Source organism: Streptomyces sp. NPDC090083 (assembly GCF_044747445.1).
Taxonomy (GTDB): domain Bacteria; phylum Actinomycetota; class Actinomycetes; order Streptomycetales; family Streptomycetaceae; genus Streptomyces.
Genome location: NZ_JBIVED010000009.1, coordinates 75,821 through 90,847 on the forward strand (window position 1 = coordinate 75,821; position 15,027 = coordinate 90,847).

A 15,027-nucleotide genomic window follows, 5' to 3' on the forward strand; every position below is an offset into this window, starting at 1 on the left:
ACCAGTATCGACCTTGCGGCGGTGAAGGTCACGGGCTCGGACGCCCGTGGGAGTCGCGAGGCGACGCGGTGCCATTCGTTGAAGAAGCGCGAAAGTCCGCTGTCGGAAGGAGGCAGTGTGTGTGCCGGCGGATTTTTGGTCAGTGGCCGTTCGGTGAGTGGGGGATGGGCAAGTCCTTCGCGTTCGAGCAGGAACACCGGGACCTTGAGGCTGCGGGCCTTCCCGCACAGCGGTTTGACCTCGGCAAGTGCGGTACGGACGCAGCTGCGGTGTTCTCGTCCCACAATGGGCGCGGCAGTTCATGGCCCATGCCGGAGAAAGTGAGCAGGCTCGGTCCAGCCACAGCGTTGGCCGTGGCTTCGCCTCCGCTGACGGTGATCAGCGGGTCACCTTCCGAACGTGCGGTGGCGCGGGACGGCGGCGGCCCCCGAAATAGGCCCGTCGTGACGACGGCCTCGCGGTCGCGGCCGCCGCACCCACGGAGTGGTGGTCTCACGCCTGTTGGAAGAGCGGGGACAGCAGGCCGTCTCCCGGCCGGAATTCCCGGTCCGCTACGAGCCCGGAGAGGCGCAAGTCGACCTCGGTCAGGACGGCGGCGCGCTCCTGCGGCCCGTAGGCGAGGAACTGGTCGGCCGTGGTGTCGATGACACGCCCGTGACCGAGCCGGACCGACGCGGACAAGGGCGCGCGCGATCTCGGCGAGGCCGAGGCTGAGGGCGTCGCACCTTGCAGTGCGGACGAGTTGCACAAGGTCGGCGGAAGACGCCGGCGGAGATTTCGAGGAGCCAGCGGGTGAGGAACCCGCGTAGTCCGCCGCCGTAGCCGCTGACCGACCCACCCCCGTCGTCACCCACATCGCCTGGCCCGCGCACAGCCGCTTCCTCGCCCTCGCCGGACCAGTCCGCACGGCCACCCGTCTCGGACCCACTGCCTCCGCCGAGGCCGCCCCGGCCCGGCCCCGGCCGGACACAGCCGAACGTCCGGCCGGGGGGGGCGTCGAGGTGGGCGGGGTCAGTCGGCCGCGTCGGCCCCCGGCTTAATGATCATGGCCTCGCGGCGGAGTTCCGGCCAGAGCTTCGACCAGGGCTCCTTCGGGTCGTCGCACACCCAGATCGGCATGCCTTGGTTGATGTTGTCCACCCCGAGGCGGTTGTCCACCCGGCCCTTCCGGCTCACCGAGCCGAAGTACCTGTCGAGGTACGCGGCGTCCCCACCGACGAAGACGACGTGCCGCGTCGTGTCCGCGGGCTGCCCGAAGTACCAGTACGAGCGGTTGCCGCTGTACACGTGCGGCAGCCCCCGGGACGGCCCGTAGCGGTCGAGCGCCGCGGCCTGCTCGTAACGGTCGGTCAGGATCGCCGTGGTGCTCCGGTCCGCGGCCGGCATCGCCTTGTAGACGTCCGAGACGGAATCCGCCATCTCGGGCCAGCCCACGGTCTCCATGGACAGCCGGTCCGACGTGTCCGCGAGCTTGCTCAGCGGATAGACCGGCAGGATGGTGAAGATGCTGGCGACGGAAACCAGCACCAGCGGAGTGGCGATCCACCAGCGCCGCTTCTTGATCGCGGGACGGTCCTGGAGGTCGGCGGCGGCTGCCGCCCAAGGCAGGATGAAGTACGAGCCGGCGTAGTAACCGCGCGCCCCGGTGACCGCGTACACCACGACGATGCCCACGAACGCCCAGCCGAGGAAGCGGTACGGCCGCAGCTTCGGCAGGCCCAACAGCCGGACCAGCCCGTGCACCAGCAGGAGCACCCCGAGGAGACCCGCCGCCCCCAGCAGGGTCAGCGGCATCCGGAACCCGCCGCCGTTGTTCGCGGCGACCTCGTCGGTGATCGCCCGGTTGACGGCAAGCTGCGGCCAGTCGTGCTGGGCCTGCCAGATCAGCGAGGGGAGCGTCACGGCGACCGCGATCAGCGCGCCGATCCAGAACTTGGGCCGGCGCAGCAGCTCGCGCGGTCCGAGGACGAGCACCGCCACGATCACCGCGGCCCAGAACGTGACCGCGAGGTACTTGGTCTGGAGCTCGACGGCGACCACGGCGCCCAGCGCGATCAGCAGCCGGTCGTCACGCAGCCTGACCCAGCGCACCAGCAGCCAGCAGGAGAGCATCGCCAAGAAGATGTCGACGCCGTTGGTGATGAACAGATGCCCGGACTGGAGCGTGATCGGCGCCAGGCCGGAGGCGACCGCGACCAGGAGCTGCGCGTTGCGCCGCCCGCCCATCTCGCGGGTCGTCAGAGCGGTGAGAACCACGCTTCCGCCGGCCAGCAGGGCCGGCAGGGTCCGCAGCGCGACCGGCGACCCGCCGAAGACGACGTCCATCACATGGGCCAGGAGGGGGACGAGCGGGGGCTGATCCGCGTACCCCCAGTCCAGATGGCGTCCCGCGACGAGGAAATACAACTCGTCGCCCGAGTATCCGAAACGATTGCTGACTAACAACAGCAGTAACGTGACGGCCGCGGCGGCGCCCCACACCGGGCCGCGGGCGAGGGGTGGAATGCCCGCAGGGGCATCCGGCTCCCCCGCCGGTGATTTCTGATTGTTTTCCTGTCTGGAGAGAAGCGACATACAGATACCCCGTAATCATCGTGGACCGACAACGCTCGACCGTAGCCGCGGGCCATATAGGGGGATCCCCAGGCTCCCGTGCGTGTGTGATACCGCCGGTATTGCGGGGCGCCTATCCGGCGGCTACCGAACTCGTTCCACGGCCAGCCTCTCCAGCACCGTCATCCATTCCGCGGCGGGTCCTTCGCCCGGTAGCCCTAGCCCTCCAGCTCTGCGACGACCACTCCGAACGGCAGCTCCAGGGAGCGCTGTTCGGCGATCGTGAGCCGACTGACCGCGTCGCCCAGCTCGGCTGTGACGTCCTTGACGGCGGTCGTGAGCAGCAGCCGGTTCAGCACGAGAAGCGCATTGCCGGCCGTGTCCAGTCGGGCTGGTGCCGCAGGACGTTCTGGTCGCGGCGGCGGTGATTGACGACGAGTCAGGTGCTGACGATCAGGGCGGCGGCGAGGCCGATCATTGCCTCCCAAGTCCATGAGGAGGAGAAATCGCCGGCGGCGGAAGAGTGAAGGGGCAGCACGGTGTCGTCCTTCCCGAGGAAGGATGCTCGCCAGTTCCCCTCTTTCACAGGTCTGGTGAGCGTCGGTGTTCTCCACACCAGTGCACGGTGTACTCCCGCCGCCTCGGGCTCTCGCACCGTCCGGGGCCGCGGTGTTCCTAGGGTGTGCGGCGGCCGCGCAGATGCGGCAGGTCCAGCAGATCCGCCGTGCCCCGGCGGAACAGAGCAGGCGGCTTCCCGGGTCCTGACCTGCGTACCTTGTCGGTCTTGACCACGAAACCCGAGGTCTCCTCCACGACCCTGTGGTGGAAGTTCCCCGGATCGAGCTTGTAGCCCCACACGGCCTCGTAGACCTTGCGCAGATCGGTGATCGTGAAGAAGTCGTTGCAGAAGGCAGTCGCGAGGGTCGTGTGTTCCAGCCGGGCCCGGATGTGTTCGAGTCCGTGCCGGATGATCTCGCCGTGGTCGAAGGCAAGGCTGCTGTTGGGGCCCCACAGCCATTCCTCGACCTCGACCCAGTCGGCCGCGCCGGCGTCGCTCGGGCCGGTCACCTCGGGCGGGTCCGGCATGACCGCCACAAAGGCGGTCGAGATGATCCGGCCCCGGGAGTCACGCTCCGGGCGCGAGTACGTGTGCAGTTGCTCCATCCGAATCCCGGATTCCTCCAGCCCGGTCTCCTCCAGGAGTTCCCGCTTCGCCGTGTCCTCCAGGGACTCTCCCGGCCGGACGAACCCGCCTGGCAGGGCGAGCATTCCGAGATGCGGCTCCTTGCCACGCCGCACGAGCAGGACGCACAGATGGTCCGAGCGGATCGTGAAGATCACGATGTCTGCCGTCGGCAACGCCGCGACCCCTGGCCGCCTGAACGGAGCGGGTCCCGGATCGCCCCCGGCGATGACCTCCGCCAAGCGGCGCGCATCGACGACGGTTCCGTCCGGGACGGCGATGGGCAAGTCCTTCGGCGGCTCGGCGTAGTAGACGGCCATGCCGCGCTCGTGGACGCACCCCAGTTCGTACGCGGTGGTGCGGTCTATGTAGCCGCCGGGATTCACGACGTACACCAGGTCCGAGGCGAAGATCTTCTCCAAGGTCGCTGCCTGGAGCTCGTGGTCCGACGACTCCGGAGGGTCGGACTCGAAGCGCACGAACTCCCGCCCGCGGTCGACGATCCGGCAGATCGGCGGGCTCTTCACGGTCAGTCCGGCATTCGCGAAGATCTGGGCAGCCGCCAGGACTTCGGGGTAGCGCTGACGGAAGCTCCCGATGAGAGCGACGGAGCCCTTGGCGGAGATAGGCATAACAGGACTGTGCCAGTCGAACGCCACCGATCCGAACGCCCGATAGCGCCTACCAGATAAGAATTCGGGTGTTGTTCTAAGAAATCCTGACCAAATGATCTTCGAGGTGGTGGTATCGCTCCGGGTGCGTTGATCCTGGGGTGTGAGGTGGTTCGGCCGAAGCCGTGGAATGTCGAGGACGAGAACTGGGCGGTGATCGGACCGCTGCTGCCCAGAGTCGAGCGTCGGACTTACCCTCCGGGCGGAAGCGGCATCTCGTCACCGCCGCGTGGGATCCGCCGCGCAGGGCACGCGCCCAGTCATGGACATCCCGAGCCGTCGGCGTCGGAGCGTGGCCAAGAAGGTTCCGCAGCGCGGCAACTGCCGAGAGGAGCGACGAGCCTCGGCGAGGTAGAGGTCAACGCGCGGTCGGTCTCGGCAGCTGAACCACGTACAAGATCTTTACCGTCCGAACTGGGCATACAATAACTATCCGTTACCGACTTGACATGTCGAGTGCAGGCGCGGAACCCGCCTGCACCCGGCGCGCGTGTGCACAACGGCAACCTGGGAGGCCGCAAATGATCACGACCATCGCCCTTCTCAAGGCCCGGCCCGGGGTTGCTCACGACGAGTTCGTCGACCACTACGAGAACCACCACGTACCCCTCGTCCTCAGCCTCGCGCCCGCCCCCACGGCGTACTCGCGCACCTACCTGCCCGCGCCCGAGGAGCGCGGCGCCGAGGCCGACTTCGATGTGATGACCCGGCTGCAGTTCGAGGACAAGGCCGCCCGTGAGGCCTGGATCGCGCAGGTCTACGCCCCGGGCTCCGGGGTGGCCGAGGACGAGGCGACATTCCTCGACCGGACGCGCACCCGGTCGTGGGTCGTGGACGAACACGTCACGACCGTCGGCTGAGCCTCGTCGGATGGTCACCCGGTCGACGAGCGCGGCGTGGTGCGGACCTTGGCCTTGACCCTCGTCCTCGCCGCTGCCGTGACGGCCTCGCTGGCGACCGTCTGGCCGTGACACCGACGCCGCACGGCCCATATGAGTCGTCCGCGTCAGTTCTCCATCGACGTCCGCAGCCGTGCGCTCGCCATGCGCATGTGTTCCGCCATCGCGCGGTCCGCGGCCTCCGGGTCGCGGGCGCGGATGGCCTGGAGGACGGCGTCGTGCTCGCAGAGGGTGCCGCTGACCGTGTCCGCCAGGTCGCTGACCCGTTCCATCCACACCTGGAGCAGGGACCGGAGGCTGTGGAGGATGTCGCTCAGGACGGAGTTGCGGGCGATGCGGGCGCATTCCAGGTGGAAGGCGATGTCGGCGTCGATGAAGGCCTGGACGTCGTCGCCGGCCTTCCGCATGTGACTCAGGTGCCCCTCCAGCAGGGCGACGTCCGCGTCGGTGGCGCGTTCGGCGGCGAGGCGGGCGGAGACGCCCTCCATGTGGGTGCGCACCTCGACCATGTCCTGGGTGCGGCGCTGGCCGAGCATCAGGCCCCAGTTGATCGCGCGGGGCAGGAACTCCGAGGTGCCCTCACGGACGTAGGAGCCGGAGCCTGGGCGGATCTCGATGATGCCCAGGACGTCCAGCGCCGACAGGGCCCCGCGCACGCTGGAACGGGCGACGCCGAGCGCCTCGGCCAGCTGCCGTTCGGCCGGCAGCCGGGTCCCGGGGCGGATGTCGCCGGCCGAGAGGTGGTCGAGGAGGCGCTTGGCGACCTCGCTCACCGAGGACTCGCGCACGACCGGGCGTAGAAGCTGCGCGAGATCCGGTGCCGGGGACTGCTGGTCAGGCTGACTGGTCACGGTCACCAGTCAACCAGATCCCCTCGCCATGGCGCCGACCAGCTGGTTCATCGATCCGAAGGGTCGGGTTTGTCAAGAGTTCGGACGGCATCGGGTCTATGACGGTCACCACACTGGTAAATTGGTGACCAATTTGAACGGGAGACGTAGCGTGTGGAACGACCCGGTGGGACGCGTCCGTTGCGTGCCGCCGGTGTGACCCACCCCCGGACGTCGTTGTCCGGGCGAGCCGAGGAGTCGCCCATGGGTGCCGTAGTGCCCACCACGGCAGTCGAGAGAACTGCCGTCAAGAAGGTCTCAGTCCGCCTCGTCCCGTTCGTGGCGTTGATGTTCTTCGTCAACTACCTCGACCGGACCGCCGTCTCGTTCGCGGAACCCAACGGCATGGGGAGCGATCTCGCCCTCACCGCGGCCCAGTTCGGCTTCGCCTCCGGGATCTTCTTCCTCGGCTACATCGTGCTGGAAGTCCCCAGCAACATGGCACTGCACCGGTTCGGCGCCCGCCGCTGGCTGGCCCGCATCATGGTGACGTGGGGCATCGTCTCGCTCCTGTTCACCTGGGTCAGCAGCAGCACGGAGCTGTACACCCTGCGGTTCCTGCTCGGCATCGCCGAAGCCGGCTTCTTCCCCGGCGCGATCCTGTTCCTCAGCCAGTGGGTCCCCTCCCGGCACCGCACCAAGATCCTGGGCCTGTTCTACCTGGCCCAGCCGCTGACCACTGTCCTCGGCGCCCCGCTCGCGGGCTGGCTCATCGGCCACCACGGACTGTTCGGTCTCGAGGGCTGGCGGGTGATGTTCCTCTTCGTCTCGCTGCCCGCGATCGTCCTCGGTGTCGTCGCCTGGTTCTACCTGAGTGACAAGCCCGCCGACGCCAAGTGGCTCACCCCCGCCGAACGCGACTGGCTGACCGACGAACTGGCCGCGGAGAACGCCCAGAAGACCGGCCACGAGACCAAGCACGCCAAGGGCGACCTCAAGGCCGCCTTCGCCAGCAGCCGCGTCTGGACGCTGGCCCTCGTCTACTTCGGCTTCGTCTACGGCCTGTACGCCCTGGCCTTCTTCCTGCCGACGATCATCAACGGCTTCCAGGAGCAGTACGACACCACGTTCAGCGTGATGGACAAGGCGTGGATCACGGCGATCCCGTACCTGCCCGCCGCGTTCGTCCTGTTCTTCTGGACCCGGCACGCCACCAAGCACGGCACCCGCACCTGGCACGTGGCCGGACCGGCCGTCGTCGGCGGCCTGTCGATCCCGCTCGCCCTCTATATGGGCTCGCCCGCCGCGACCGTGGCCGTGATCACCGTCACCGCATGCTCGATCTTCGCCGCACTGCCCGTGTTCTGGTCGGTCCCCTCCCGCTTCCTCACCGGCGCCGCGGCGGCGGCCGGTATCGCCCTCATCAACACCGCGGGCAACGTCGCCGGCTTCGCGTCCAGCTACATCACCGGCTGGCTGAAGGACTGGACCGGCGCCTACTACGTACCGCTTTACCTCGTCGGCTTCTTCATGCTGCTGTCCGCGGCGCTGATGGTCTGGCTCTCGTCCCGCACCCGCGCCGAGGAGCCCACCGCCGAAGCCGACGCCCAGATCACGGAGGCCGTTCGATGACTCGCCTGTTCAACGACCCCACGGCCTTCGCCGACGAGGCCCTGGAGGGCTTCGCCGCGGCGCACCGCCGCTGGGTGCGACCGGTCACCGGAGGCGTCGTCCGCGCCGGCGCCACCCCGGCGGGCCAGGTCGCCGTGGTCATCGGCGGCGGCTCGGGCCACTACCCGGCCTTCTCCGGACTGGTCGGCCGCGGTCTCGCCCACGGCGCCGCCGTCGGCAACGTCTTCGCCTCGCCCTCCGCCCAGCAGATCCGCCTCGTGGCCCGCGCCGCGCACGGCGGCGCCGGTGTCCTGCTGATGTACGGCAACTACGCCGGTGACGTCCTGCACTTCGGCCAGGCCGCCGAACGGCTCACCTCCGAGGGCGTGCCCGCGCGCACCTTCGCCGTCACCGACGACATCTCCAGCGCGGGACCCGAGGAAGCCGCCAAGCGGCGCGGGATAGCCGGTGACCTCCCGGTCTTCAAGGCCGCGGCCGCCGCGGCCGAGCGGGGTGCCGACCTGGAGCAGGTGCTCGCCGTCGCCGAGCGCGCCAACGCCCGTACCCGCTCCTTCGGCATCGCGTTCTCCGGCTGCACCCTGCCCGGCGCCGACCACCCCCTGTTCACCGTGCCCGAGGCGCGGATGGCCGTGGGGCTCGGCATCCACGGCGAACCCGGCATCGGCGAGGAGGGCCTGCCCACCGCCGACGAGGCCGCCCGCCTGCTCGTCACCAGGCTGCTCGCCGAACTCCCGGCCGATGTGGCCACGCCCGAGGGCGGCCGTGCGGCGGTCGTCCTCAACGGGCTCGGCTCGGTGAAGTACGAGGAACTGTTCGTCGTCTACCGCACGGTGTCCCAGCTGCTCACCGAGGTGGGCGTGGACATCGTCGACCCGGAGGTCGGCGAACTCGTCACCAGCTTCGACATGGCCGGCATCTCGCTGACCCTGACCTGGCTCGACGAGGAACTCGAAAGCCTGTGGCGCGCGCCGGCGGACACCCCCGCCTACCGCAAAGGCGCCTTCGACACCCCCGAGGAGCCCGCCCCCCTGATCTCCACCGAGGACGCCCACGACGACTTGGCCGTCCCGGCCTCCTCGGCGGAGTCCCGGGAGTCCGCCGCCGTCGCCCTCGCCGCGCTGGAAGCCGTCGCGGCGACCGTCGACACCCATGCCGAGGAACTCGGCCGGATCGACGCCGTCGCCGGTGACGGCGACCACGGCATCGGCATGCAGCGCGGCTCGACCGCCGCCCGCCAGGCCGCCGCCGACGCCCACGCGCTCAGCGCCGGCGCCGGCACCCTGCTGACCCGGGCCGGGGACGCCTGGGCCGACAAGGCCGGCGGCACCTCCGGCGCGCTGTGGGGAACGATCCTGCGCGCCCTCGGCACCGCTCTCGGCGACCAGGTCGGGCCCGACGCGGCCCGTGTCTCCGAAGGGGTGACACGTGCCAAGGAGGCGGTGATGCGACTCGGCGGCGCCGAGGTCGGAGACAAGACCATGGTCGACGTCCTGGTCCCGTTCGCCGACGCCCTCGCCGCCTCCGTCGCCGCCGGCTCCTCCCTCACCGTGGCCTGGGACCGCGCCGCGACCGCGGCCTCCGAGTCGGCCGCCGCCACCGCCGACCTGCTGCCCCGCAAGGGCCGCGCCCGCCCGCACGCCGAGAAGTCCCTCGGCACCCCGGACGCCGGCGCCCACTCGCTCGCACTGATCACCCGCGCCGTCCACGGCGTGCTGACCGACAACCACTGAGGACCCCCCACCATGACCGACAAGCTCCGTATCGTCGTCGGCTCCGACGACGCCGGCTACCAGTACAAGGAAACCCTCAAGCAGGACCTGCTGGGCAACGCGCTCGTGGCCGAGGTCACCGACGTGGGTGTCGACGCCGACGGGCACACCGCCTACCCGAAGGTGGCCATCGCCGCCGCCGAGATGATCGCCCGCGGCGAGGCCGACCGCGCCCTCCTGGTCTGCGGCACCGGCCTCGGCGTAGCCATCGCCGCCAACAAGGTCAAGGGCATCCGCGCCGTCACCGCCCACGACTCCTTCTCCGTGGAGCGCGCGGTCCTCTCCAACAACGCCCAGGTCCTCACCTTCGGCCAGCGCGTCGTCGGCCTGGAGCTGGCCCGACGGCTGGCCGCCGAGTGGCTCACCTACCGCTTCGACGAGACCTCGGCCTCCGCCGCCAAGGTCCAGTTGATGGCGGACTACGAGCGGACCGGCGACGGCGAGGCGGCGGCCTGATGGTCCCTCCCGCCTCGCCACCCGTTCTGCTGGGGGTGAGCCTGAAGATGTACTTCGGCCACCACCAGACCCTCAACTGGGCCCGCAAGGTCGCCGGCCTGGCCCACCGGCACCCGGCCGTCACCTCCGGCGCCGCCCGCCTCTTCGTCCTGCCCGCGTTCCCGTCGATCGTCCCCGCGGCCGGCATCCTCGGCCCGTACGGCATCGCCGTCGGCGGCCAGGACCTCGCCACCGAGGACAGCGGCCCCTACACGGGCGAGGTCGGCGGACCTGTCCTCAAGGAGATCGGCTGCCGTTACGCCGAGGTCGGTCACGCCGAGCGCCGCCGCCTGTACGGCGAGGGCGACACGGTGGTCGCCGCCAAGACGGCCGCCGCCCTGCGCAACGGACTCACCCCCGTGCTCTGCGTCGGCGAACGCGACCACGGCACCGCTCCGGAAGCCGCAGACCGCACGGTCGCCGAGGTCGAACGGCTGCTCGCCGGCCTCGAAGGACCCGTCGTCCTCGCCTACGAGCCGCAGTGGGCCATCGGCGCGCCCGAACCGGCCTCCACCGAGCACATCTCCACGGTCTGCACCGCCCTGCGCGACTGGCTCGACGCCCGGCCCCGGCACACGGGTTCCACCGTCATCTACGGCGGCAGCGCGGGCCCCGGTCTGCTCACCCGCCTCGGTGGCAGCGTGGGCGGCCTCTTCCTCGGCCGTTTCGCACACGACCCGGCCAACGTCGAGGCCATCCTCGACGAACTGCGCACCCCGGTGGCGGTGGCGTGATGGCGTACGGAATCAGCACCTACGCCTACTTCTGGCGGCACTCCGCCCGCGCCTCGCGGCCGATGACCCTCACCGAGATGCTCGCGGACACCGCCGAACTCGGCGGCCAGGTCTTCCAGATCTGCGACTACGCGCCCATCGAGGCCTACGACAGGGCCCAGTTGGCCGACGCCCGCGCCACCGCGCACGATCTCGGTCTCGAACTCGAACTGGGCACGCGCGGCATCCGTACCGAGCACCTCGCCAAGTACCTCGACATGGCGGGCGAGTTGGGCGTCACCCTGGTGCGCTCCATGCTCCACGTCCCCGGCCACAGGCCGGATCCGGCCGAGGCGACCGCTCTGCTCAAGGAGAGCGTGCCCCGGTACGAGGACGCCGGAGTGACCCTCGGTCTGGAGACCTACGAGCAGGTCGCCACCGACGACCTCGTCGCTGTCGTACGCGGGGTCGACAGCGACCGCCTCGGTGTCGTCCTCGATCCCGGCAACAGCGTCGCCCGGCTGGAACGCCCGGTGGACGTCGTCACCGCCACCGCGGCCCACGTGGTCAACATCCACGTCAAGGACTTCGCGTTCAGCCGCCGTGACGGCTGGGTCGGATTCACCTACGCGGGCACCCCGCTCGGCGAGGGCCTCCTGAACTACGACGGCATGATCGCGGCCGTCGCGGCGGCCCGCCCGGGCCGCCGGATCAACCAGATCGTGGAGCACTGGCTCCCGTGGCAGGACGAGGGCTACGACGTCACCGCCCGGCTCGAACACCAGTGGACGCAGCACAGCATCAACACCCTTCTGAGGAGCGAGTAATGGCCACCGAGATCCAGACCCAGGCCGACGCCACGACCGTCGCCGTCATCGGGGCCGCCGGCAAGATGGGCCAGCGCGTCTCCAACAACCTGGTCGAGAGCGACTTCCGGGTGCTCTTCAGCGAGGCCTCCCCCAAGGGCCAGGAGCTGATCCGCGACCTGGGCCGCGAGCTGACCGACTCGACCACCGCCGCGGCCGAGGCCGACGTGGTCATCCTCGCCGTCCCGGACGTCGTCCTCGGCAAGGTCTCCGAGGAACTCGTCCCGCTGATGAAGCCCGGCACGGTCGTCCTCACCCTCGACCCGGCCGCCGCCTACGCCGGTCTGCTCTTCGAGCGCGAGGACATCCACTACGCCTGCGCCCACCCCTGCCACCCGTCGGTGTTCCTGGAGCGCACCACGAAGGAGGAGTGGCAGGACACCTTCGGTGGCATCGCCGCCCCGCAGGAGGTCGTGGCCGCGTACGAGGGCGGCGACGAGATCAAGCAGAAGCTCGCCGATTCCGTCATCCGCGTGATGTACGCGCCGGTCGTCGACGTCCACTGGGTCACCGTCAAGCAGCTCGCCGTCCTGGAGCCGACGCTCGTCGAGACCATCGCCTGCATGGTGGGCGCCCTGCTCACCGAGGCCCTGCACGAGACGGTGCACACCGTCGGCGTCCCGGAGAAGGCCGCCCGCGCCATGCTGCTGGGTCACACCCAAGTCGCCCTCGCGAACACCCTCAAGGGGTCCAACCCGTTCTCCGACGCCTGCCTGATCGCCATGGACTACGGCCGTGAGTCGATCGTCCGCGACGACTGGAAGAAGGTCTTCGAGGACGACGAGCTCGACAAGGTCATCACGCGCATGCTGAAGATCAAGGAGATCAGGCGCTGACCTCGCGGTCCGCCTGACCGCCGACCCGAGCGAGCCCCCGAAGCCGCCCGTGCCGCCTACCCCTATGGGCGGCACGGGCCCCCTTTCTGCCCGCGCACCGCACCCCGCGTCGCATCCCTTGCCCCGCATCTCGATTGAGGACCCTCATGCCTGCCGACCTCCCCGACCTCGACTGGACCGAGCGGGACCAGCGGGCCGTGGACACCGCCCGTATCCTGGCCGCCGATGCCGTACAGAAGGTCGGAAACGGCCATCCCGGTACGGCGATGAGCCTCGCGCCCGCCGCGTACACCCTCTTCCAGAAGGTGATGCGCCACGACCCCGCCGACCCCGAGTGGGTCGGCCGCGACCGGTTCGTGTTGTCCGTGGGCCACTCGTCCCTGACGCTCTACACGCAGCTCTACCTGGCCGGCTTCGGCCTGCAGCTCGACGACCTCAAGGCGTTCCGCACGGCGGGTTCGAAGACGCCGGGTCACCCGGAGTACGGGCACACGGCGGGTGTGGAGACGACCACCGGCCCGCTGGGGCAGGGTGTCGCCAACGCGGTGGGCATGGCGATGGCCGCCCGCTACGAGCGCGGCCTGTTCGACCCGGACGCCCCGCAGGGCGAGTCGCCCTTCGACCACTTCGTGTACGTGATCGCGGGTGACGGCTGTCTCCAGGAGGGCGTCTCGGCGGAGGCGTCCTCGATGGCCGGCCACCAGGAGCTCGGCAACCTCATCCTCCTGTGGGACGACAACCACATCTCGATCGAGGGCGACACGGAGACGGCCGTCTCCGAGGACACCGCCAAGCGGTACGAAGCGTACGGCTGGCACGTCCAGCGCGTGGCGCCCGCCGCGAACGGTGACATCGACGTCCACGCCCTGTACGCGGCGATTCAGTCCGCGAAGCTGGTGACGGACAAGCCGTCCTTCATCGCCCTGCGGACGATCATCGCCTGGCCCGCCCCGAACGCGCAGAACACCGAGGCCGCCCACGGCTCGGCGCTCGGCGAGGAGGAGATCGCGGCCACCAAGCGGGTCCTCGGCTTCGACCCGGAGCAGACGTTCGAGGTGTCCGACGAGGTCATCGACCACACGCGCGGCGCCATCGCGCGCGGGGCCGTGGAGCGCGCCGCGTGGGACAAGCGGGTCGCCGCCTGGCGGACCGAACACCCGGCCCGTGCGGCCGAGTTCGACCGTATCGCCGCGGGTGCGCTGCCCGAGGGCTGGGAGTCGACGGTCCCCGTCTTCGAGCCCGGTTCCTCCATCGCGACGCGTGCCGCGTCCGGCAAGGTACTCCAGGCGCTCGGCGCGGTCGTGCCCGAGCTGTGGGGCGGCTCCGCCGACCTCGCCGGCTCCAACAACACGACGATCGACAGCGGCAGTTCGTTCCTGCCTACCGGCAACCCGCTGCCCGAGGCCGACCCGTACGGCCGGACGATCCACTTCGGCATCCGTGAGTTCGCGATGGCCGCGGAGATGAACGGCATCGCCCTGCACGGCAACACCCGTGTCTACGGCGGCACGTTCCTCGTGTTCTCGGACTACATGCGCAACGCGGTGCGTATGTCGGCGCTGATGCACCTGCCGGTGACGTACGTGTGGACACATGACTCCATCGGCCTCGGCGAGGACGGACCCACGCACCAGCCGGTCGAACACCTGGCGTCGCTGCGTGCCGTCCCGGGCCTGAACGTGGTCCGCCCGGCCGACGCCAACGAGACCGCCATCGCCTGGGCGGAGATCCTCAAGCGCCACACGAAGGCCTACGGCGAGGGCGCCCCGCACGGCCTCGTCCTGAGCCGTCAGGGTCTGCCGACCTACGCGCCCGACCCGGCGGCGGCGCGCGGTGGTTACGTCCGCGTCGAGGCCTCGCGGAGCACCCCTGACGTCGTTCTCCTCGCGACCGGCTCCGAGGTGCGTCTCGCCGTCGCCGCGCGGGAGTTGCTGGAGGCGGAGGGGATCGCGACCCGGGTGGTGTCGATGCCGTCGGTGGAGTGGTTCGAGGAGCAGGACCAGGCGTACCGCGACAGCGTGCTCCCTCCGGCGGTGCGCGCCCGTGTCGCGGTCGAGGCCGGGATCGGTCTGACCTGGCACAGGTACGTCGGGGACGCGGGCCGCGTCGTCTCCCTGGAACACTTCGGCGCCTCCGCGGACGGCGCGGCGCTCTTCGAGGAGTACGGCTTCACCGCCGAGAACGTGGCCGCGAAGGCGCGGGAGTCGCTGGCGGAGATCGGCTAGGCTCCGTCTTCAAACGGATCTTGCCCAGAGTAGGAACGACGCGAGACTGACCGCTGCTTCGTACGAGGCGGCGGTCTTGTCGTGGCCACGGCAGTTTCCGGGGTAGCCGAAGGTGGCCTCGTTGGCCGCACTGTCGGCCACGTCCCAGTAGGTGCCGTCCACCGCGAGCAGCCGTAGCCCCCGCCAGAAACAGCTTCTGACCGCGCAAGCCCTCGACCAGGTGCCGCATCACCTCCAGATACGGCGCCGGCGAGAACAGTGCCAGGGCGAGTATGAAGTACACCACCAGCTGGGCCGACAGCAGGCGTCTGCGCTGCCCCCGGGAGCACTGCACAGAAGCCTACGCCCGCGAGCT

Annotated in this window: 14 protein-coding genes and 1 pseudogene; 9 read left to right on the plus strand and 6 right to left on the minus strand. The window is 70.1% G+C overall.

Annotated features, from left to right (window positions below):
* Positions 1 to 492: 492 nt before the first annotated feature.
* From ACIPTO_RS28955 to ACIPTO_RS28970, 4 genes are all read right to left on the minus strand, one after another.
* The gene (locus ACIPTO_RS28955; protein WP_401196928.1) at positions 493 to 681 is read right to left on the minus strand and encodes a hypothetical protein; all 189 of its coding nucleotides are present in this window, start codon (positions 679 to 681) and stop codon (positions 493 to 495) included.
* A gap of 330 nt (positions 682 to 1,011) precedes the next feature.
* Positions 1,012 to 2,445 carry an ArnT family glycosyltransferase gene (locus ACIPTO_RS28960; RefSeq protein WP_401196931.1) on the minus strand — a complete coding sequence of 478 codons (1,434 nt, stop codon included), beginning with the start codon at positions 2,443 to 2,445 and terminating at the stop codon, positions 1,012 to 1,014.
* Positions 2,446 to 2,771: 326 nt separating this feature from the next.
* Entirely contained in the window at positions 2,772 to 2,912 is a 141-nt protein-coding gene (locus ACIPTO_RS28965; protein ID WP_401196934.1) for a hypothetical protein, read from the minus strand.
* A gap of 316 nt (positions 2,913 to 3,228) precedes the next feature.
* Positions 3,229 to 4,368 carry an NUDIX hydrolase gene (locus tag ACIPTO_RS28970; protein ID WP_401196936.1) on the minus strand — a complete coding sequence of 380 codons (1,140 nt, stop codon included), beginning with the start codon at positions 4,366 to 4,368 and terminating at the stop codon, positions 3,229 to 3,231.
* Between the two features lie 147 nt (positions 4,369 to 4,515).
* On the opposite strand from ACIPTO_RS28970, the pseudogene ACIPTO_RS28975 reads away from it, so the two are divergent.
* Positions 4,516 to 4,611: pseudogene (locus tag ACIPTO_RS28975) on the plus strand (IS5/IS1182 family transposase); the annotation flags it as partial.
* Between the two features lie 317 nt (positions 4,612 to 4,928).
* Positions 4,929 to 5,267: an EthD domain-containing protein gene (locus tag ACIPTO_RS28980; protein ID WP_401196937.1), complete on the plus strand. Its 339-nt coding sequence runs from the start codon at positions 4,929 to 4,931 to the stop codon at positions 5,265 to 5,267.
* Between the two features lie 146 nt (positions 5,268 to 5,413).
* Here the strand turns inward: ACIPTO_RS28980 and ACIPTO_RS28985 are convergent, their stop codons facing one another.
* A complete protein-coding gene (locus tag ACIPTO_RS28985; protein ID WP_366320046.1) occupies positions 5,414 to 6,163 on the minus strand; it encodes a FadR/GntR family transcriptional regulator in 750 nt (249 codons plus the stop codon).
* Between the two features lie 237 nt (positions 6,164 to 6,400).
* Here ACIPTO_RS28985 and ACIPTO_RS28990 point away from each other — a divergent pair, with 237 nt between their 5' ends.
* The 7 genes from ACIPTO_RS28990 (at position 6,401) to tkt (ending at position 14,672) form a co-directional block, all read left to right on the plus strand.
* On the plus strand, positions 6,401 to 7,768 hold the full coding sequence (locus ACIPTO_RS28990; protein ID WP_401196939.1) for an MFS transporter: 1,368 nt from the start codon (positions 6,401 to 6,403) through the stop codon (positions 7,766 to 7,768).
* Entirely contained in the window at positions 7,765 to 9,498 is a 1,734-nt protein-coding gene (locus ACIPTO_RS28995) for a dihydroxyacetone kinase family protein (RefSeq protein ID WP_401196942.1), read from the plus strand. The genes ACIPTO_RS28990 and ACIPTO_RS28995 overlap by 4 nt, the downstream gene beginning before the upstream one ends.
* Positions 9,499 to 9,510: 12 nt before the next feature.
* A complete protein-coding gene (locus ACIPTO_RS29000) occupies positions 9,511 to 9,993 on the plus strand; it encodes a ribose-5-phosphate isomerase (RefSeq protein ID WP_401196945.1) in 483 nt (160 codons plus the stop codon).
* Positions 9,993 to 10,766, plus strand: coding sequence for a triose-phosphate isomerase family protein (locus tag ACIPTO_RS29005; protein WP_401196948.1), 774 nt, complete (start codon positions 9,993 to 9,995; stop codon positions 10,764 to 10,766). The genes ACIPTO_RS29000 and ACIPTO_RS29005 overlap by 1 nt, the downstream gene beginning before the upstream one ends.
* Positions 10,766 to 11,572: a sugar phosphate isomerase/epimerase family protein gene (locus ACIPTO_RS29010; RefSeq protein ID WP_401196951.1), complete on the plus strand. Its 807-nt coding sequence runs from the start codon at positions 10,766 to 10,768 to the stop codon at positions 11,570 to 11,572. The genes ACIPTO_RS29005 and ACIPTO_RS29010 overlap by 1 nt, the downstream gene beginning before the upstream one ends.
* Complete coding sequence (locus tag ACIPTO_RS29015; RefSeq protein WP_366320034.1) at positions 11,572 to 12,447, plus strand: phosphogluconate dehydrogenase C-terminal domain-containing protein; 876 nt, start codon at positions 11,572 to 11,574, stop codon at positions 12,445 to 12,447. The genes ACIPTO_RS29010 and ACIPTO_RS29015 overlap by 1 nt, the downstream gene beginning before the upstream one ends.
* Before the next feature lie 146 nt (positions 12,448 to 12,593).
* Complete coding sequence (tkt, locus tag ACIPTO_RS29020; protein ID WP_401196953.1) at positions 12,594 to 14,672, plus strand: transketolase; 2,079 nt, start codon at positions 12,594 to 12,596, stop codon at positions 14,670 to 14,672.
* Here the strand turns inward: tkt and ACIPTO_RS29025 are convergent.
* On the minus strand, positions 14,617 to 15,006 hold the full coding sequence (locus ACIPTO_RS29025; RefSeq protein ID WP_401196956.1) for a transposase domain-containing protein: 390 nt from the start codon (positions 15,004 to 15,006) through the stop codon (positions 14,617 to 14,619). The two genes, tkt and ACIPTO_RS29025, sit on opposite strands and share 56 nt — an antisense overlap.
* Between the last annotated feature and the right edge of the window lie 21 nt (positions 15,007 to 15,027).